The 18,105-nt window shown below is 56.8% G+C and carries 17 protein-coding genes and 1 pseudogene; 6 read left to right on the forward strand and 12 right to left on the reverse strand.

Annotation, left to right across the window (positions count from 1 at the left end; genetic code table 11):
- The 5 genes and pseudogenes from ACWB12_RS14730 to ACWB12_RS14750 all read right to left on the reverse strand — a co-directional run.
- Positions 1-235 (reverse strand): annotated as a pseudogene (locus ACWB12_RS14730) (cation:proton antiporter); the annotation flags it as partial.
- A gap of 90 nt (positions 236-325) precedes the next feature.
- Positions 326-658, reverse strand: a complete 333-nt coding sequence (locus ACWB12_RS14735; protein WP_479530850.1) for a DUF779 domain-containing protein — start codon at positions 656-658, stop codon at positions 326-328.
- A gap of 15 nt (positions 659-673) precedes the next feature.
- Complete coding sequence (locus ACWB12_RS14740; RefSeq protein WP_479530851.1) at positions 674-1,252, reverse strand: pyridoxamine 5'-phosphate oxidase family protein; 579 nt, start codon at positions 1,250-1,252, stop codon at positions 674-676.
- Between the two features lie 65 nt (positions 1,253-1,317).
- Positions 1,318-2,808 carry an aldehyde dehydrogenase gene (gene adh, locus ACWB12_RS14745; RefSeq protein WP_479530852.1) on the reverse strand — a complete coding sequence of 497 codons (1,491 nt, stop codon included), beginning with the start codon at positions 2,806-2,808 and terminating at the stop codon, positions 1,318-1,320.
- Positions 2,809-2,950: 142 nt separating this feature from the next.
- The gene (locus ACWB12_RS14750; RefSeq protein ID WP_479530853.1) at positions 2,951-3,925 is read right to left on the reverse strand and encodes a GAF domain-containing protein; all 975 of its coding nucleotides are present in this window, start codon (positions 3,923-3,925) and stop codon (positions 2,951-2,953) included.
- A gap of 279 nt (positions 3,926-4,204) precedes the next feature.
- Between ACWB12_RS14750 and ACWB12_RS14755 the strand changes: the two genes are divergently transcribed.
- From ACWB12_RS14755 to ACWB12_RS14770, 4 genes are all read left to right on the forward strand, one after another.
- Entirely contained in the window at positions 4,205-5,089 is an 885-nt protein-coding gene (locus tag ACWB12_RS14755; RefSeq protein ID WP_479530854.1) for a DMT family transporter, read from the forward strand.
- Between the two features lie 93 nt (positions 5,090-5,182).
- Positions 5,183-7,159, forward strand: a complete 1,977-nt coding sequence (locus ACWB12_RS14760; RefSeq protein WP_479530855.1) for a heme lyase CcmF/NrfE family subunit — start codon at positions 5,183-5,185, stop codon at positions 7,157-7,159.
- A gap of 4 nt (positions 7,160-7,163) precedes the next feature.
- A complete protein-coding gene (locus ACWB12_RS14765; RefSeq protein WP_479530856.1) occupies positions 7,164-7,616 on the forward strand; it encodes a cytochrome c-type biogenesis protein in 453 nt (150 codons plus the stop codon).
- A gap of 70 nt (positions 7,617-7,686) precedes the next feature.
- Positions 7,687-8,463 (forward strand): enoyl-CoA hydratase-related protein, encoded by a 777-nt coding sequence (locus tag ACWB12_RS14770; RefSeq protein ID WP_479530857.1) that lies wholly within the window; start codon positions 7,687-7,689, stop codon positions 8,461-8,463.
- Here ACWB12_RS14770 and ACWB12_RS14775 read toward each other — a convergent pair.
- From ACWB12_RS14775 to gltX, 3 genes are all read right to left on the reverse strand, one after another.
- Complete coding sequence (locus ACWB12_RS14775; protein ID WP_479530858.1) at positions 8,460-8,975, reverse strand: DUF2087 domain-containing protein; 516 nt, start codon at positions 8,973-8,975, stop codon at positions 8,460-8,462. The two genes, ACWB12_RS14770 and ACWB12_RS14775, sit on opposite strands and share 4 nt — an antisense overlap.
- A gap of 223 nt (positions 8,976-9,198) precedes the next feature.
- Positions 9,199-10,494 carry a citrate synthase gene (gene gltA / locus ACWB12_RS14780; RefSeq protein WP_479530859.1) on the reverse strand — a complete coding sequence of 432 codons (1,296 nt, stop codon included), beginning with the start codon at positions 10,492-10,494 and terminating at the stop codon, positions 9,199-9,201.
- Between the two features lie 77 nt (positions 10,495-10,571).
- Positions 10,572-11,975, reverse strand: coding sequence for a glutamate--tRNA ligase (gltX, locus tag ACWB12_RS14785; RefSeq protein WP_479530860.1), 1,404 nt, complete (start codon positions 11,973-11,975; stop codon positions 10,572-10,574).
- Between the two features lie 79 nt (positions 11,976-12,054).
- Here gltX and ACWB12_RS14790 point away from each other — a divergent pair, with 79 nt between their 5' ends.
- The gene (locus ACWB12_RS14790; protein ID WP_479530861.1) at positions 12,055-14,097 is read left to right on the forward strand and encodes a ComEC/Rec2 family competence protein; all 2,043 of its coding nucleotides are present in this window, start codon (positions 12,055-12,057) and stop codon (positions 14,095-14,097) included.
- Between the two features lie 20 nt (positions 14,098-14,117).
- Here the strand turns inward: ACWB12_RS14790 and lexA are convergent, their stop codons facing one another.
- A complete protein-coding gene (gene lexA / locus ACWB12_RS14795; RefSeq protein WP_479530862.1) occupies positions 14,118-14,813 on the reverse strand; it encodes a transcriptional repressor LexA in 696 nt (231 codons plus the stop codon).
- Between the two features lie 180 nt (positions 14,814-14,993).
- Between lexA and ACWB12_RS14800 the strand changes: the two genes are divergently transcribed.
- Complete coding sequence (locus tag ACWB12_RS14800) at positions 14,994-15,284, forward strand: DUF3817 domain-containing protein (protein WP_479530863.1); 291 nt, start codon at positions 14,994-14,996, stop codon at positions 15,282-15,284.
- A gap of 2 nt (positions 15,285-15,286) precedes the next feature.
- Here ACWB12_RS14800 and ACWB12_RS14805 read toward each other — a convergent pair whose 3' ends face one another.
- The 3 genes from ACWB12_RS14805 to ACWB12_RS14815 all read right to left on the reverse strand — a co-directional run.
- Entirely contained in the window at positions 15,287-16,636 is a 1,350-nt protein-coding gene (locus ACWB12_RS14805; RefSeq protein WP_479530864.1) for a site-specific DNA-methyltransferase, read from the reverse strand.
- A gap of 10 nt (positions 16,637-16,646) precedes the next feature.
- The gene (locus ACWB12_RS14810; RefSeq protein ID WP_479530865.1) at positions 16,647-16,817 is read right to left on the reverse strand and encodes a hypothetical protein; all 171 of its coding nucleotides are present in this window, start codon (positions 16,815-16,817) and stop codon (positions 16,647-16,649) included.
- 138 nt (positions 16,818-16,955) lie between these two features.
- The coding region (locus ACWB12_RS14815; RefSeq protein ID WP_479530866.1) for a molybdopterin molybdotransferase MoeA at positions 16,956-18,105 on the reverse strand (1,150 nt) is incomplete at its 5' end.

Consider the following 18,105-nt stretch of genomic DNA (forward strand, 5'->3'; position numbering starts at 1 on the left):
CCAACATGCCCTCTAGCAGGGCGCTGGAAAATTCTAACTCCTCGACCTGTGATCGCACCGCATCCGCCATGCCCCATTCGGGCACAAGATAATCCACGCCCATCACGCCCAGCGAGGCAAGGAAGGCCACGATCAGGATGCCGATAGAGGAGGGCAGTTTCAGGAATAGATAGTTGATGGACCCAAACGCGCCCGCCAGCACGATCAAAAGCGAAGCAATTTGCAGTAATGTCATTGGCCGTCCCTGTTCACCTGATTTGCAGTCCTCCTAGCACAAGGCACAGGTGAATTGGAACGTGCAACATGAACGACAGCGTCGGGCCTGTTAAACCTCGCACAAATCCGAGCGGGTGATAAACCGTTTGCCGCGCCCGTTATCGAGCGAAAACATTCCGCCGCGCCCTTTGATCACATCGATGGTAAGACGGGTGTGTTTCCATGCTTCGAACTGGGGCCCGCTGATGTAAAACGGTGTGCCTGCAATCTCGCCCATCTGCACATCGTGGTCGGCGATAATCAGATCGCCCTTAGCATAACACATCGGAGCAGAGCCATCACAGCAGCCGCCCGATTGGTGAAAGATCACCGGCCCGTGGTCGGCAATGATTTCGGTTAGCAACTGCAAGGCAGCTTCGGTGGCCTCAACTTGATCAACCATTTGATCCTCCAGTGTTCAGGGGCGGTTTGGCCGCCTTATTTTACCAAAATGAACCACTTTGTCACTATTGGCATAGGGTTTCATTTTCGGAATGCGGGCGGGGCAGTTTCGATAGGCCTGTTCAACCTCTACCCGAATAATGGCTTGGGCCTTGGGCCATATTTCGGCCTCGGCAATCGCCACATCCTCGACAAAAGCCCTCCCATTCACCCGGGCGCGTTGCTGTTCGGTGAAATCAATAAACAGCATTCCGATCTGCGGGTTCAGGTGGATGTTGCCCAGACTGTTGTAAAACCCGTTGCCGGAAAAATCGGGGAACAGAATGGTTTTCGGGTCTGCGATTTTCAGCAACGGCAGAGGACGACCCGCAGGCGAAGCATCCCGCCCGCGAAAATTCGCGTCACAGGCCCCGACATCACTGGCGGTGGCAATAAAGAAAAACGGCTGGCGTTCGATAAATCCAGCCAGTGATGGCTCGATGTGATCCAGCACTTGCTTGGCCAATATTTCCTCGCTCAACTTAATGCGGTTGGGCAGGCGTTTGCGCATCGTCAGTTCGCCATCATGGCTGATGGGTTTATCATCATTCTCCATATGTGCAGCCCCCAATCGTGGTTCGGAAAAAGGGCGTGCGGTGAGGCACGCCCAATTTGTTTCGCTTAGAAGAAACCCAGTTTGTTGGGGTTATAGCTGACCAACAGGTTTTTGGTTTTCTGGTAATGGCCCAGCATCATCAGGTGGTTTTCACGCCCGATACCAGACTGTTTATAGCCGCCAAACGCCGCGTGCGCCGGATAGGCGTGATAGCAGTTGGTCCACACGCGTCCCGCCTGAATGGCGCGGCCCATGCGGTAGCAGGTGTTTACATTGCGCGACCACACGCCAGCCCCAAGGCCGTAGAGCGTGTCATTGGCAATTTCCAGCGCTTCCTCTTCGGTTTTGAAGGTGGTCACAGCCAGCACAGGCCCAAAGATTTCCTCTTGGAAAATCCGCATTTTGTTGTGACCTTTGAACACGGTGGGCTGCACATAATAGCCGCCCGTGGTTTTGTTATCCAGCTCGGCTGCATCGCCACCGCACAGAACCTCGGCACCTTCTTTGCGGCCAATATCCATATAGGACATGATCTTTTCAAACTGCTCCTCGGATGCTTGAGCGCCGACCATGGTATTGAAATCCAGCGGGTCACCTTGAACAATAGCCTCGATGCGCGCCAGACATTTTTCCATGAACGCCTCATAGATGTCCTCGTGGATCAGGGCGCGGGATGGGCAGGTGCAAACTTCGCCTTGGTTAAAGGCAAACAGCACCAGACCCTCGATGGCTTTATCAAGGAATTCATCATCCTCATCCATGATATCCTTAAAGAAGATGTTGGGCGATTTGCCGCCCAGTTCCACCGTGCTGGGGATGATATTGGCCGCCGCATATTGCATGATCAAACGGCCGGTGGTGGTTTCGCCGGTAAAAGCGATTTTGGCGATGCGGGTGGAGGTGGCGAGCGGTTTGCCCGCCTCGAGACCAAAGCCGTTAACCACGTTCAGAACACCGGCAGGCAGCAGATCACCGATCAGTTCCATCATCACAAGGATTGATGCAGGTGTTTGTTCAGCCGGTTTCAGCACGATACAGTTGCCAGCCGCTAAAGCAGGGGCCAGTTTCCATGTCGCCATCAGTATCGGGAAATTCCACGGGATGATTTGGCCAACCACGCCCAATGGTTCGTGAAAGTGATAGGCGACAGTATCGTCATCCAGTTGGCTTAAGGATCCTTCCTGCGCGCGGATCACACCGGCGAAATAGCGGAAATGGTCCACCGCCAGCGGTAGGTCAGCGGCGTTGGTCTCGCGGATCGGTTTGCCGTTGTCCCATGTCTCGGCCTCGGCCAGCAGCGGGATGTTGTCCTCGATCACCTGTGCAATTTTGTTGATGATCACGCTACGCTCGGCCACGCTTGTTTTGCCCCATGCGTCTTTGGCGGCGTGGGCGGCGTCCAGCGCCAGTTCGATATCTTTTTCATTAGAGCGCGGGATTTGGCACAGAACCGAGCCATTCACCGGCGTGATATTGTCGAAATATTGGCCATCCACCGGATCGAGCCACTCACCACCGATATAGTTGCCGTATTTTTCTTTGAACTTAAAAGCCATTTTTCATTCCTCCCAGAAATTTGCTTTGATGATATTGGAGCAAAGTCTGGCTTGAAAAATCTGGCCTGTCATCTTGGATGCACATGATAACAGACCGGATGTGTCGCACATCTGAGACAGTTTACAATCACAACGCGCGTTTTCAGGTTTTGAACTTCTTTAACTTGCGATGCAGCGTGGCGCGGCTGATACCCATGGCGCGTGCCGCGGCACTGACATTTCCACCCGAATTGGCCATTGCATGCTGGACTATCCGGTGTTCCGCCATCGCATATTCACGCGCCTGATCTACGTCTTGGCCGTGTAGGCTGGCCAATGGGCGCGGGTTTTCCAGATCGGTGCTGCTCAAGCCATACAAGTTTCGCGCGCCCCGCGTTGCGCCAATCACCAGATCGTCCTTGTCGACAGCAATCAGTGCCGCACCGCGCAGATTTTCCTGCGTTGGGGGCTGGCCGTCCTTGGTTGACGCCAGCAATATACGTGCGCCTGAAAACCGTGCGCTAAAATGGTCCGTTTCAATCCGCCGCGCAGTATCGACCACCGCCACCGATATCAGGCGCGAAAATCCGGCGGTTAAATCGGCCCGACACGAGGAAACATCAATCACCGCCATCAGATTGCCCTCATGGTCAAAAATCGGCGCGGCGGTGCAGGACATGCCAATGTTTTTGGAATGGAAATGCTGGTCCTTGTGGATCGTCAGCGGGCGCTCCTCCACAATACAGGTGCCAACTCCGTTGGTGCCCTCGGATTCCTCGCTCCAGACGGCACCGGTCCACAGGCCCCATTTATCGAACGTTTTGTCATCTTGCTGCGCCCCGCGCCGTGCGATGGCCACACCGTTTCTATCGGCCAGAATAACGCTACACCCGACGTCGCCAACGGCCAAATATAACTGGTCCAGACTGCCCTCGCTGGTGTTGACCAGCAGGCCTAAACGCTCTTGCGCTTCCTTCAGTTCCTGATCGGTAAGGCGTTCGGGCGCTTGTGGTTTGGCAGGGTCCAGTTCATGCAGCACGCTTGACCTTTGCCAGGACGCGACCAAAGGATGCCGTGCGGCTTCATCACGCGCGATGGCGGCTTCAATCGTAGCTGCGTGGTCCCCCACAGACGGCATATTGGCTCCCATTTCAATTACTGCGTTTCGCGTTCAATCTGGATTGACGCATCACTTTGACCACCGAGGCAGAGTTTGGATTACAAACGCGTTCGGTGGTCAAAGTGATTCAATATGAACGCGAAATGGTTATCCCGCAATTGGGCACCATCCTGACATTGTAGTCAAACAATAATATCGAATGCGCCATTGCAGTGTGGGGCAAACTACGTGATTTCACCCATAGGCTTGCAAAATGGCGATTGCCGTGTGCTGTTGACCAGAACTACAGGAGACGAAATGCAACGCAGACCCAACATAGACGCTTTTGGCGCGGTATCCCTGATCGGATTCTCGGTGCTTTTGGGCTTTAACCAAGTGGTGATCAAGGTGGTGAATGGCGGCTTGCAGCCGGTTTTTTTCGCCGGCCTGCGGTCGCTCGGGGTGATTTTCTGTGTCTGGCTGTGGATCCGCCTTCGTGGTCGCAAGCTGGATTTCAAGCGCGGCACCATTCGCGCCGGCATCCTGATGGGCGTGGTGTTTTCATTTGAATTTGTCTGCCTGTTCATCGCGCTGGATTTGACCAGCGTCACCCGCACCACGGTGATTTTCTATTCCATGCCGGTCTGGTTGGCGATTGCGGCGCATTTCCAGATGCCGGAGGAACGGATCACGCGGATCAAAGCGGCGGGATTAACGATGGCCTTTGCCGGTGTTGCCTATGCGATCTTCTCGAGCGGGACGGGGGATGGGGGCAGCCTGACGGGTGATTTGTTCGCTTTGGGCGCGGCAATCGGCTGGGCCGGTATCGCGCTGGTGGCACGCACCACGCGCCTGTCCGAGGTGCGTGCCGAAATGCAGGTTTTCTGGCAGGTGCTGGTCTCGACGCCAATTTTGCTAGTGGCGGCCCCGTTGTTTGGTCCGTTGATCCGAGACCTTGAGCCGATCCATCTCTGGGGTCTTGGCTTTCAGATCGTGGTAATTGTGTCTGCCGGATTTATCTTCTGGCTGTGGTTGCTGTCAATTTATCCAGCCAGTTCAGTGGCTTCATTCAGCTTCCTCACACCAATATTCGGCGTGTTTATGGGCTGGGCCTTGTTGGGCGAGGCGATAAGCACCGAGGTGATTGTCTCGCTGGTGTTGGTGGCGGGCGGTATTATCCTGATCAACAGGCCTGCGCGTTAACCTGCCCGCGCGTTAACCTGATTGTGACAATGCGTCCGACCCAAACGCGTAAATACCCGTTGGCCTATCCAATCGAACCCTTTATGAAGGGGCATGATTATTGAACTTGGCCATTTCGCCCTGATCCTCGCTTTCGCCGTTGCCCTTGTGCAGGCGATCATTCCTCTTATCGGGGCGCAAAAGCGCTGGCCGGGCTGGATGGCTGTGGCCATACCCGCCGCAAATGCGCAGTTTTTCCTGACTGCCTTTGCCTTTGGCGCGCTCACTTACGCCTTTGTCACCTCGGATTTCTCGCTGCGGGTGGTTGTGCAAAACTCGCACACCGCCAAGCCGATGCTGTACAAAGTGGCCGGTGTCTGGGGCAATCACGAGGGCTCGATGTTGCTTTGGGTGCTGATCCTGACGCTGTTTGGCGCCTGTGCCGCGTGGTTCGGCACCAATCTGCCGCCCAGCCTGCGGGCCCGTGTGCTGGCTGTGCAATCCTCGATCGGGGCGGCCTTTATGGGCTTTGTCCTGTTTACCTCGAACCCGTTTGAACGTCTGCAAAACCCGCCCTTTAACGGGCAGGATTTGAACCCGCTGTTGCAGGATCCGGGCCTCGCGTTTCACCCGCCGTTCCTTTATCTGGGCTATGTTGGCCTGTCGATGTCGTTCAGCTTTGCCGTAGCAGCCCTGATCGAGGGGCGCGTTGATGCGGCATGGGCCCGCTGGGTGCGGCCATGGACATTGGCGGCCTGGATTTTCCTGACCATCGGCATCGCGCTTGGATCATGGTGGGCCTATTACGAATTGGGCTGGGGCGGTTTCTGGTTCTGGGATTCGGTGGAAAACGCGTCCTTCATGCCGTGGCTGATCGCCGCCGCCTTGCTGCATTCGGCCATCGTGGTTGAAAAACGCGAATCGCTGAAAAGCTGGACCATCCTTTTGTCGATCCTCGCCTTTGGATTTTCATTAATCGGTGCGTTCATTGTGCGCTCGGGCGCTTTCACTTCGGTGCATGCCTTTGCGACCGACCCCGTGCGCGGGGTGTATATCCTGTTCATCCTTGCGTTCTTTACCGGCGGGGCATTGGTGCTGTTTGCCATCCGCGCCCACGCGATGGAGGCCAAGGGCGTGTTTTCTATGGCCAGCCGCGAAACCGCACTGGTGATGAACAATATTCTGCTGGCTGTTGCGGCCTTTGTGGTCTTTATCGGCACAATCTGGCCCGTGGTGGCCGAAATAGCGTTTGATCGCAAACTGTCGGTCGGGGCGCCGTTTTTCAATATGGCGTTCACCCCGTTCATGGTGGCGTTGGCGATTATCATGCCGATAGGCGCGATTATGCCGTGGAAACGGGCGCGACTGGGACGCGCGGTGAAATCGATGCGAGGCATTATGGCGCTGGCATTGGCCGCTGGATTGCTGGTCTGGTCCATGCAAACCGGACGCAGTGCGCTGGGACCAGTTGGAATTGCACTGGGCGTTTGGCTGGTGGCTGGATCAGCGATGGATTTGTGGATGCGCACGGGGCGCAGCGGATTTGGTGCACGATTGCGCCGCCTGACCAAACTGCCCCGCGCAGACTGGGGCAAGGCAACCGCACATGGCGGGCTTGGCATTGCGATCCTTGGCATCGCCTGCCTGACTGCGTGGTCCGAAGAAGACATCCGCGTGGCGCAACTGAATGACCCATTCACGGTTGGCGATTATGAAATCACCTTACTGAGCGTCAAACGCGAACAGGGGCCGAACTATATCACCACCAAAGGCGAAATGTCGGTGACGCGCGATGGCAAGCTGGTCACCACCCTGACGCCTGAAAAGCGCATCTATCCGGTGCAAGGGATGCCCACCACCGAGGCGGCAATCCAAAACGGGTTTTGGCGCGATATCTATCTGGTGATTGGTGATGCGCAGGATGGCGGCGGCTGGGACGTGCGCACCTATATCAAACCCTTTGCCAGCTGGATTTGGGCGGGTTGCATCATCATGGCGTTTGGCGGAATGATTAGCCTGACTGACCGGCGTTACCGCGTCGCGGCGGGTGCCCGCAAACAGCGCACAGCGGCACTGGCACCAGCGGAGTAATATGATGAAATATCTGATCCTGATCATCACCCTGTTGGCCAGCCCCGCATTTGCGGTGCAACCGGACGAAATTCTGTCTGATCCAGTGCTCGAGGCGCGCGCGCGGGGCTTAGGGCAGGAATTGCGCTGCGTGGTGTGTCAAGGTGAAAATATTGACGAATCCAACGCCGGAATCGCCCGCGATCTGCGCCTTTTGGTGCGTGAACGGCTGGTCGATGGTGACACGGATCAGGAGATTCTAGATTTTGTTGTCGGTCGATATGGTGAATATGTGCTGATGCGGCCCACATGGGGCGGGGCGAACATCATCCTGTATATTGCAGGCCCGGTGCTGTTGTTTTTGGCGATGATCACCGGATTTGTCTATTTGCGCGGCCGTTCAACCGCGCAAAACGTGGCTGGAGCGACCCTGTCCAAGGACGAAGAAGCGCGCCTTGCAGAAATACTGCAAGAATAACGCGGGGTTGCCCTTTTAATTGCGGACCAAAGAGGTATCTCTTTAGGGACACGCATTTTGGAGGCGCAACATGATCTATTCCACTATCAAGCTATCTGTGCGGGATGACATTGCGGTCATAACCCTGAACCGCCCCGACGTGATGAACGCGCTGAATACCCAGATGCGGGCCGAAATCACCCATGCTGTCAAAGACGCGGGCACATCCGCGCGGGTGCTGGTGATCACCGGCAAGGGCCGCGCGTTTTGTTCAGGCCAAGATTTGGGTGACCGCGCCAACACCGCCGACATTGATCTGGAGCGCACCCTGCGCGACGAATACCTGCCAATGCTAAAGGCGATCTTTGATTGCCCGATCCCGACCATTGCCGCCGTTAACGGTGCGGCGGCTGGGGCAGGGGCCAACCTTGCACTGGCGGCGGACGTGGTGATCGCCACCGAAAGCGCGGTGTTCCTACAAGCCTTCACCCGCATTGGTCTGATCCCCGACGCAGGCGGCACCTATTGGTTGCCCCGCCAGATGGGCGCTGCCAAGGCGATGGGGGCGGCGCTGTTTGCCGAACCAATCAAGGCCATGCAGGCCGCCGATTGGGGCATGATCTGGGAGGCAGTGCCGGATGAGGGTTTTGCCGACCACTGGTATGGCCGTGCCGACAAGCTCGCCAAAGGCCCAACCGCGGCCTATGCGCATGTAAAGCAAGCCATTCGCGGATCATTCGACAACACATTGGACGAGCAACTGGCGCTTGAGGCCAAGTTGCAAGGCGAATGCGGCAAAACGCGAGACTTCAAAGAAGGCGTGCTCGCGTTTCTGGAAAAACGCCCCGCCAAATACGAGGGGCGCTAGGTCGCCGATAGCGATTTAATCAGCAGGATTGCCTCGGGTGGCGGAGTGATGCTTAGGCGGGTGTAAACCTTGCCATCATTCGTGCGTGTCATGATTTTATGATCAATCAGCGAACGGCGCACCAACGGGTAATCTTCAAATTCAATCCGTGATTTGATGGCGGCGTTCACTTGCGCTTCATTCAGCTCGGCACCCCGTTCCAGATCAAACCAGATCGGCCACAGGCACAAACCCTGAATGGCGGTGGCGGCGGGCCAGCGGACCATTTTCGCATCCGCACTGAAAACCCGAAGGGCCCGTTCCAGTTTTCTGGCCGCATCTTCCGATAACGGACGTGATTTATCGGCCTGACTTTGCAGATGCTGGTAATTGCGAAACCCGGCGGCTCGGGCAATTATGCCAAGAAATGCAAGATGGCTGGGCAGTTTGTCATTCTGGGTGAGTTGTTTGCGTAATTGACTGGCAAAACCCGATAGATCGGTGATTTGCAGCGGGATTAGATCGCGTGACATAGCATGCCTTTCCTGCGCTAAGACCTACAAGAGCCGCCCTTGTCATATTGCGCAAAAAGACAATACATCAGGATATCAAAGCAGGTTTAGCATGGTGGCAACACCAGCGGCGTCTGGGTGAACTGCGGACCCATCTGTATTCTAGGGCGAGGGAGGCTACAGGACAAGAGAAAAGGGCCACCCCAAAAGGCAGCCCCTGAATTACTGGCGAGTTTTGTTGCCCCTACCGGTCTTCCACATTCACATATTCGCGGAAACTTTCGCCGTGATACAGCTGCCGTGGACGGCCGATTTTCAATTGCGGATCGTCCAGCATTTCCTTCCATTGCGAAATCCAGCCAACCGTGCGTGACAGCGCGAAAATCGGCGTGAACATCGAGGTGGGAAAACCCATCGCCTCAAGAATAATGCCGGAATAGAAATCCACATTCGGGAACAGTTTCTTTTCGATGAAATAGGGGTCTTCACGCGCCGCTTTTTCCAGCGCCTTGGCAACCTGCAATTTCGGATTGTTCTCAATCCCCATCAGCTCCAACACTTCGTCGGCACTTTCCTTTAGAACCGTGGCGCGGGGGTCAAAGTTTTTGTAAACACGGTGCCCGAACCCCATCAGACGGAACGGATCCTTCTTGTCCTTGGCGCGGGCAATAAATTCTGGGATGCGGTCAACCGTACCTATCTCTTCCAGCATTTCCAGACAGGCCTGGTTCGCACCACCATGCGCTGGCCCCCACAGACAGGCAATACCGGCCGCAATACAGGCGAACGGGTTGGCACCGCTTGATCCCGCCAACCGCACGGTTGAGGTCGAGGCGTTTTGCTCGTGATCGGCGTGCAGCGTAAATATGCGGTCCATGGCGCGCGCCAAAATCGGGTCGACCTCGTATTCTTCGGCCGGAACCGAGAAACACATGCGCAGGAAGTTCGAGGCATAATCCAGATCATTGCGCGGATAGACAAACGGCTGCCCTTGCGAATATTTGAACGCCATGGCCGCAATCGTCGGCATTTTGGCAACCATCCGGATCGAGGCAACCTCGCGTTGGTGCGGGTCGGTTATGTCAGTTGAATCGTGGTAAAACGCCGACATCGCGCCGACCACACCCACCATAATCGCCATGGGCGGCGCATCACGGCGGAACCCGCGGAAAAAGTGCATCATTTGCTCGTGCAACATGGTGTGGTGGGTGACTCGGTCCTCGAAATCTTCCAATTCAGTGGCCGATGGCAATTCGCCATAAAGCAACAGATAGCAAACCTCGAGGTAATGGGATTTTTCGGTCAACTGGTCAATCGGGTAGCCGCGGTGCAACAGAATACCCTTATTGCCATCAATATAGGTGATGGCAGAATCGCAGGCAGCGGTTGAGGTGAACCCCGGATCGTAAGTGAAAACCCCACCTTCAGAATACAGCTTGCGAATGTCGATCACGTCCGGCCCTTCGGTCGGGGAATACATTGGCAATTCTAGTGTCTTATCGTCGAATGTCAGGGTGGCGGTTTTTTTACTATCGGTCATATTTGTTCCTATCATTGTCCCATCTGCGCGGATCGCAGCGGGCTTGCGGGGGTCGGATTGGCCAAAGACATTGCTCCCTAACCAATGGCGTCGCTCAGTCTTGCGATGGTTTCTTCGCGTCCCAAGACCAGCATCATATCGAAAACACTTGGCGTTGCAGTGCGCCCCGCCAGTGCCGCCCGAAGAGGTCCGGCAATTTTGCCAAACTTGGTGTCATTTGCCTCTGCAACCTTGGTTGCCACCTCTTCCAAGGCGTCGCGTGTCCAGCTAACATCTTGCAAGCGGGGCGTCAATTGATTCAGTATACCACGGGATACATCGTCGAGCAGTTTTGCGGCCTTCTCATCAGGTGTAATTGGGCGCGAAGTCAGGATAAATTCAGCCTTTTCAATTAGTAACGGCAGAGTTTTAGCGCGCTCTTTCAGGCAATACATACCACGTAACATAACAACCTTTTGTTCGTTTCTTAAGGCAGGCTGTCCGGTCACGCTCAAAAACACATCAATCTGGCTCAACAGATCCGCATCCTCTGTTGCCGCAATGTGCTGCCCCGACAAGTTATCCAGCTTTTTGAAGTCAAACCGCGACGGGGATTTGCCGATCCCGCCCAGATCGAACCATTCAACCGCCTGATCGGTGGTGAAAAACTCATCATCCCCGTGGCTCCACCCCAAACGCGCCAGATAGTTGCGCATGGCGGACGCGGGGTATCCCATTGCCTGATATTCCTCTACCCCCAGTGCCCCGTGGCGTTTGGACAGTTTTTTTCCATCCGGCCCGTGGATCAGCGGGATATGTGCCCAGACCGGCACATCCCAGCCCATCGCGTTATAAACCAGCGTTTGACGCGCGGCGTTGTTCAAATGATCATCGCCACGGATAACGTGGGTTACACCCATATCATGATCGTCTACAACAACAGCCAGCATATAGGTGGGTGTGCCATCAGAACGTAAACAAATCATGTCATCCAGCAAATTATTTTCAAATTTTACCAATCCCTGCACTTGGTCATCAATCACCGTTTGGCCATCGCGGGGCGCTTTCATCCGGATCACATAGGGCGCACCGGGGTGGCTGGCAGCATTAGCATCGCGCCACGGGCTGATAAACAGGGTGGATTTACCGTCGGCTTTTGCCGCCTCACGAAATGCGGCAATCTCGTCTTGGGTTGAAAAACACTTATACGCATGGCCCGCGTTAAGCATTTGATGCGCCACTTCGGCGTGCCGGTCCGCACGTTCAAATTGGCTGACCACCTCGCCATCATGGTCTAGCCCCAACCATTCCATGCCGCGCAAAATGGCGGCAGTGGCCTCATTGGTGGATCGTGCGCGGTCTGTGTCCTCGATCCGCAACTGGAATTCGCCGCCGTGATGGCGGGCAAACAACCAGTTGAACAGTGCGGTGCGCGCCCCTCCAATATGCAGGTATCCAGTGGGGGATGGGGCAAAACGGGTGACAACGGTGCGTGCGGGCATTGATATTAACCTTTTGGAAACCATGAGGGGGGTAGCGTTAAAGATGTATTAATGCTGTGGGCAGGTAAGGACAAGAGTGGTGCAAATATCCAACCCGCTGGATGTGGTTCTGGGCCAGCGCGGGCATTTGTTCGCGTGGGTGCCGGTGTGTCTGGCATTCGGGGTCGGCATATACTTTGATCTAAAGGCCGAGCCGGGTGGCGGTGCTTACGGGGCACTGGGCGCGCTGGCGGTGATGTTGACGGCGGCCGCGATGTGGTTGGGCGAACGATTGCGACCGCTGTTTTTGGTGGCCCTGTTGGTGGTTGCAGGCATACTGGTCGCAGGTGCGCGGGCCCATATGGTGGCCGATCCTGTGCTTGGCTTTCGCTATTATGGCCCGATTGAGGGACGTGTGATCAAGGTGGATAGGTCAGCGTCCGATAAGGTGCGCCTGACGCTGGACCGTGTTGTGCTGGAACGCATGCCGGACTGGCGCACGCCCGCCAAGGTGCGGGTGACGCTGCATGGCAAAGGCAGCTACATCACCTTTGAGCCCGGCATGGAGGTGATCACCACAGGTCATCTGTCGCCCCCCAATGGGCCGGTCGAGCCGGACGGCTTTGATTTCCAGCGCATGGCGTGGTTTCAGGGGCTGGGCGCGGTTGGCTATACCCGCTCGCCTGTGTTGATGCTGGCGCCGGCGGATGCAGGGCGGGCAGGGTTGATGATCCAGAGGCTGCGTAGGGATATATCGCAAGGCGTTCAATCCTTGATGTCGGGTGACGCAGGTGCCTTTGCCGCCGCGGTTATGACGGGGGACCGCTCCGGCATGCGGCGCGAGGTGCTGGGGCAACTGCGGGCCTCGAACCTTGCGCATTTGCTGGCGATTTCGGGGCTGCACATGGGGCTGTTGACAGCGTTTGTGTTCGGGACGTTGCGCTATGGTCTGGCGCTGGTGCCGGTGATCAACCTGCGCTGGCCGATCAAGAAAATCGCCGCCGCCGTGTCGCTGGTTGCGGCGGCAGGGTATTTGGCATTGTCCGGTGGCAATGTGGCAACGGAACGCGCCTTTATCATGGTCGCGGTGATGTTGGTGGCGGTGCTGTTTAACCGCCGCGCCTTGACCTTGCGGGCGGTAGCGCTGGCAGCAATCATCGTTCTGGTCCGCCGCCCTGAAGCCTTGACCGGCCCCGGGTTCCAGATGTCCTTTGCCGCCACCACTACGCTGGTGGCGGTGTTCGGGGCGTTGCGCCACTGGGAAGGCACATCGGTGCCGCGTTATCTGCGCCCCGTGCTGACGGTTCTGATTTCGTCCTTTGTGGCGGGGGCGGCGACAGCCCCCGTAGCCGCCGCGCATTTCAACCAGATCGCACATTACGGATTGCTCGCCAATATGCTGACCGTGCCCCTGATGGGGATATTGGTGATGCCCGCAGCCGTGGTTGCGGCGCTGCTCTATCCGCTGGGGCTGGCATGGATCGGGTTGGCGGTGATGCGCTGGGGCGTGTTGTGGATATTGGGCGTGGCTGAATGGGTGGCGGGGCTGGACGGGGCGCTAAGCCATGTGGTGACGCCGATGGCGGCGGTGCTGCCGCTGATCGGGGTCGGGATGTTGTGGTTGATCCTGTGGCAGGGGCGGTTGCAATTTGCGGGTATTGGGGTGGCGATGATCGGGTTCGTTTTGTGGGTGCAAACCGAGCGTCCCGCTGTTCTGATCTCAAGCAGCGGTGGGTTGGTCGGGGTGATGGGGTCAGAGGGGCGTAGTTTTAGTAAGCCGCGTGGCGACGGGTTTTCAGCCCGAAACTGGCTGGAAAATGACGGTGATGGTGGGTTGGAACAGGCGGTGGCGTATCAGCGGGCCGGAATATCGGGCGAGAAGGGCGCACGGCAGTTTGACCTGGGTGGCCAGACGTTTTTGCATCTGACAGGGAAGGGGGCGCAGCCACGGCTTGCGGCGGCGTGCATTGCGGGGCGCTGGGTGGTGACAACGGCGGACTATGACGGGGATGGGGCCTGCATTATGATAGATGCCACATCCCTGAAAGAAACCGGTGCGCTGGCGATATATCAAGACGCGGCTGGCTTGCGTGTGGTCTCGTCAAAGGCGCGGGCAGGGCAACGGTTGTGGAATATGCGCTAGGTTATGCAGTCGCCAGCGGGTTAATACGTCCGGATCAACCCGACCAAACGCCCCTGCACCTTGACCTGTTCTTCTGGCAGCATGCGAGTCTCGTAAGCAGGGTTGGCGGCCTCTAGCGCGATCATATCGCCCTTGCGCCGATAGCGTTTCAGCGTCGCCTCGTGCCCCTCGACCAGCGCCACAACGATATCACCGTTATCAGCGGCCGAGGTTTCGCGGATCACCACCACGTCACCGTCGTTAATCCCCGCGTCAATCATTGAATCGCCCTTAACCTCGAGCGCGTAATGATGTGCCTGACCGCTGACCATTCCGCCTGGCACCGATACGTTATGCGACACCTCGCTGATCGCTTCGATCGGGGTGCCCGCCGCGATCCGGCCCATCACCGGCAGCTCGACCGCGTGACCAATCATCACCGGCATCGCATCGCGCGGTGGGTCAACCTTGTCGCCGTCAATCACTTTCGGGGTAAAGCCGCCCATCGGCGCACTCCCCAACGCATCCGGCAGCTTGATAATTTCGATGGCACGCGCCCGATGCGCTAGGCGCCGGATAAACCCGCGTTCCTCCAGCGCTGTAATCAGCCGGTGAATGCCAGATTTGGACCGCAAGCTTAACGCATCCTTCATTTCATCAAACGAGGGCGGAACACCGTCCCGCGACACCCGCTTGTTGATAAAATCCAGCAGTTCCAACTGTTTGCGCGTTAACATAACATCACTCCCCACGTTTACCCAATGCCGCCCTTACAGGGGGCGTTCTCCCATGTTCTATACCTGTTCCCGTTTTGTGTCAACCGCGCAGACAGCCACACAGGCATTCGCCCATTTTGCCGCATGTCCCTGATCGGTGGGCTTTGCTATGGCTCCACAACATCCCGAAAGGCGCGCGCAATGACGATGGACAAACCAGACCTGACATGGCTAAAAGCCGTCGCCCTGTTCGAGGGCACATCGCTGATCGCGCTGGTGTGCATCGCGGTGCCGTTCAAACGCTTGCTGGACATGCCGATACTGGTGAAAATCATCGGCCCCGTGCACGGCGCATTGTTCCTGCTGTTCATCGCGGCACTGGTGTTTCACTTCATCAAGGGGCGCATAGATGGCCGCCTGACAGGCATCGGTGCACTGGCGTCGCTGATCCCGTTTGGCACCTATATCTATAAGGTGAAACTGCTGGGCTGATCCTAAATATCCAGCTTGCCCTGTGCTGTCGTATCCTGTTCTTTGGCAGGCTTTTTATATGTGTCCACGGCGAGTGGTATGCGCAAAGCGCGCTCGCCATGTTCCAGCAATTCCTCAACCGTCACAATCTGCACCCGTGGCACCGGTGCCACGCCATCCGGCGCATATTGGCCAGCGGCGGCTTCGGTGATCATCGGTTTGGTCGGTGGGGTCAGGGTTAAAAACACCCCCATCTGCGCCCCTTCACGGTCCAGCACCCCGACCAGATCACGCACCATTGCCACACCAATGTTTTTGCCACCCTTGACTGAAACAATGCAGCGGTCCGATTTGCCGATATAAAAGATGCCATCAATACCTTTGTCGGCCCCTTTCTTGCCGCCTTTCCAAGGCTGGGCGTTGATCAGGCTTAACGCCCATTTCTCGAACTCGTATTTGTCGGCCTTGGCCAGCGCCTTGGCCCCGCCGATGTCTTTCGGGGTGCCGTGGGTTTCAAATTCGATGCCCACATCCTTAAAGGCGTGGCGCAAGCGCCGTTCAATCAGCCCGATGGCCAGATGGGTGACATCAATGCCGATCCAGTTGCGGTTCAGTTTCTGGGCCGCGTGAACCGTAGTGCCGCAGCCGCAGAACGGATCTAGAACAACATCGCCCTCGTTGGAGGAGGCTAGAATAATGCGTTCGAGCAGGGCGACAGGTTTTTGGGTGGGGTATCCTTCGCGTTCTTTGGCATGAGCCTGCAAGTGCTTTATATCGCTCCAGATATTTCCAACTTTTGGCCCCTTTTGATCCCTCAAGAACAGTTTGCGTCTTAGCCGCCCTTCTATTTTCTTTGGAAATAGGACGCGCCCGTTTGCGTCTAGATTTTTCATTTCATCAAGTGAAACACGCCAACCCTTTGGTGGGTGCGGATACCCTTTGTATTCATACATAAGATTTGGTCGAGGGTTTGGGCTATCAAGTGGAGCAGAGTGATAAGGCCCTCTGCCGTCATCATCATTGAGATTAAACCGATCCTCGTATTCCGCATCTTCTGCAATGAATACAGGTGCGAAATGGTAAGCATCGGTTTTTGTATATGCTAAGATAACATCGTGATCGTCGGAAAATTTTCGGCGCGCATCACCCTTTGTCACGGATCGTTTCCAAATAATTTCGCTCATGAAACGTGAGGCCCCAAACACCGCATCCAGCAAAATCTTCAGATAGTGGCTCGCAGTCGGATCACAGTGCAAATACAGGCTGCCCGTTGGCTTCAACACACGATGCAGTTCCACCAGTCGCACCGCCATCATCGTCAGATAGGCCAGCATGTCGTTTTCACCCAGAAACGCCCGCATCGCACGTAGCATTTCTGCAACGTCAGTGTTGCCCCCCCCGCAACACTTTACCATAGGCGGCTTCGGCCTCATCGCCCCATTCCCAAGTGTCGTCAAAGGCCTTGATCTGCGCGGCGCTTTCGTTGCCGGAGGGGCCTTTGAACAGCATGTTATGGGACGCATTGGAATTGAACGGCGGGTCCAGATAGATCAAATCAACCGATTCATCGGCAATGCTGCTGCGCTACACTTCCAGATTGTCGCCGTAATGCAGATGATTGCCCATAGTGCTGCCTTTGTTCGGTTTGCTGCCCGTTGCCCCACTATGTTGCAACATCGGTTAATAATCAATCTAGACGAGCGAGATATACTCGACCCGCTCACCCTTGCCGATTTCCGGCGCATCCACGGGCCGGACCAGCAGGGCGTTGGCATCGGCCAAAACCGTTAGCAAGGCGCTGTCTTGGCGGGGGAACGGGGTGATTTGGCCGCCCTCGACACGCGCCCGCATATAGTGTTCGCGAGGGCCGTTGGTGGGCATCGCTTCTGTCTGGGTGGCGCTGTAGCGGGTTCGGGGTTTAGGGTCAAACCCCAGCATCACCCGCAGCGCAGGTAACAGGAAGATATGCCCGCAAACCATTGAAGACACAGGATTACCCGGCAGACCAATCATCGGCACCCCGTTGATTTTACCCGCCATCAATGGCTTGCCGGGGCGCATGGAGATTTTATAGAACGCGCGGTCCAGCCCCAGATCAGCGGCGACTTGGCCGACCAGATCATGGTCGCCGACAGACGCGCCGCCAATGGTGACGATCAGATCAGCGCCTTCGCATAGGGCAAATGCCGCCTCTAATGAGGCGCGATTATCCCGCGCAATCGGCAGCATCCGCGCCTCACCGCCGTGTTGGTTGATCAAGGCCGCCAGACCAAAATTATTGGAGGCAATGATCTGGTCCGGCCCTGGGTTTTCGCCGGGCATCACCAGTTCATCCCCCGTTGCCATCAAGGCCACTATGGGGCGACGCGTAACCGTGACTTCGGCGATGTTCATCGAGGCCAAAAGCGCGATGTCGGATGCGGTCAGCACGCGTGGCGCATCCAGCGTATCGCCGGTTTTGAAGTCGCCGCCAGCGGGGCGGATATAGGTGGACTGGTCCAGCTCGCGGCCAAGCGTAATCAGATCGCCCTTGCGCGTCACGTCCTCTTGAATGACGACGCGGGTGGTGCCTTCGGGCACCGGCGCACCGGTGAAAATCCGCACCGCTTGTCCGGCTTTGACCTCGCCCTCGAAGCGGTGGCCAGCGGCGGATTCACCGATGACCTTGAACATAACATCATCCTCGACCTCGACACCCATCACGGCGTAACCATCCATCGCCGAGGAGGCAAACGGCGGCTGATCGCGCATCGCTGTGGCGGATTTGGCGAGGGTGCGGCCAGCGGCTTTAGCCAGTGGGACGACCTCGGTGGAAAGGGGGGAGACGAGGTTGAAAACCTCG

Source organism: Profundibacter sp., assembly GCF_056498605.1.

Excerpts from the sequence above, each read along its gene's own strand:
- ACWB12_RS14735 (WP_479530850.1), bottom strand. The coding sequence starts at position 658 with ATGGTTGATCAAGTTGAGGCCACCGAAGCTGCCTTGCAGTTGCTAACC.
- ACWB12_RS14740 (WP_479530851.1), bottom strand. The coding sequence starts at position 1,252 with ATGGAGAATGATGATAAACCCATCAGCCATGATGGCGAACTGACGATG.
- adh (WP_479530852.1), bottom strand. The coding sequence starts at position 2,808 with ATGGCTTTTAAGTTCAAAGAAAAATACGGCAACTATATCGGTGGTGAG.
- ACWB12_RS14750 (WP_479530853.1), bottom strand. The coding sequence starts at position 3,925 with ATGCCGTCTGTGGGGGACCACGCAGCTACGATTGAAGCCGCCATCGCG.
- ACWB12_RS14755 (WP_479530854.1), top strand. The coding sequence starts at position 4,205 with ATGCAACGCAGACCCAACATAGACGCTTTTGGCGCGGTATCCCTGATC.
- ACWB12_RS14760 (WP_479530855.1), top strand. The coding sequence starts at position 5,183 with ATGATTATTGAACTTGGCCATTTCGCCCTGATCCTCGCTTTCGCCGTT.
- ACWB12_RS14765 (WP_479530856.1), top strand. The coding sequence starts at position 7,164 with ATGAAATATCTGATCCTGATCATCACCCTGTTGGCCAGCCCCGCATTT.
- ACWB12_RS14770 (WP_479530857.1), top strand. The coding sequence starts at position 7,687 with ATGATCTATTCCACTATCAAGCTATCTGTGCGGGATGACATTGCGGTC.
- ACWB12_RS14775 (WP_479530858.1), bottom strand. The coding sequence starts at position 8,975 with ATGTCACGCGATCTAATCCCGCTGCAAATCACCGATCTATCGGGTTTT.
- gltA (WP_479530859.1), bottom strand. The coding sequence starts at position 10,494 with ATGACCGATAGTAAAAAAACCGCCACCCTGACATTCGACGATAAGACA.
- gltX (WP_479530860.1), bottom strand. The coding sequence starts at position 11,975 with ATGCCCGCACGCACCGTTGTCACCCGTTTTGCCCCATCCCCCACTGGA.
- lexA (WP_479530862.1), bottom strand. The coding sequence starts at position 14,813 with ATGTTAACGCGCAAACAGTTGGAACTGCTGGATTTTATCAACAAGCGG.
- ACWB12_RS14800 (WP_479530863.1), top strand. The coding sequence starts at position 14,994 with ATGACGATGGACAAACCAGACCTGACATGGCTAAAAGCCGTCGCCCTG.
- ACWB12_RS14805 (WP_479530864.1), bottom strand. The coding sequence starts at position 16,636 with ATGCTACGTGCGATGCGGGCGTTTCTGGGTGAAAACGACATGCTGGCC.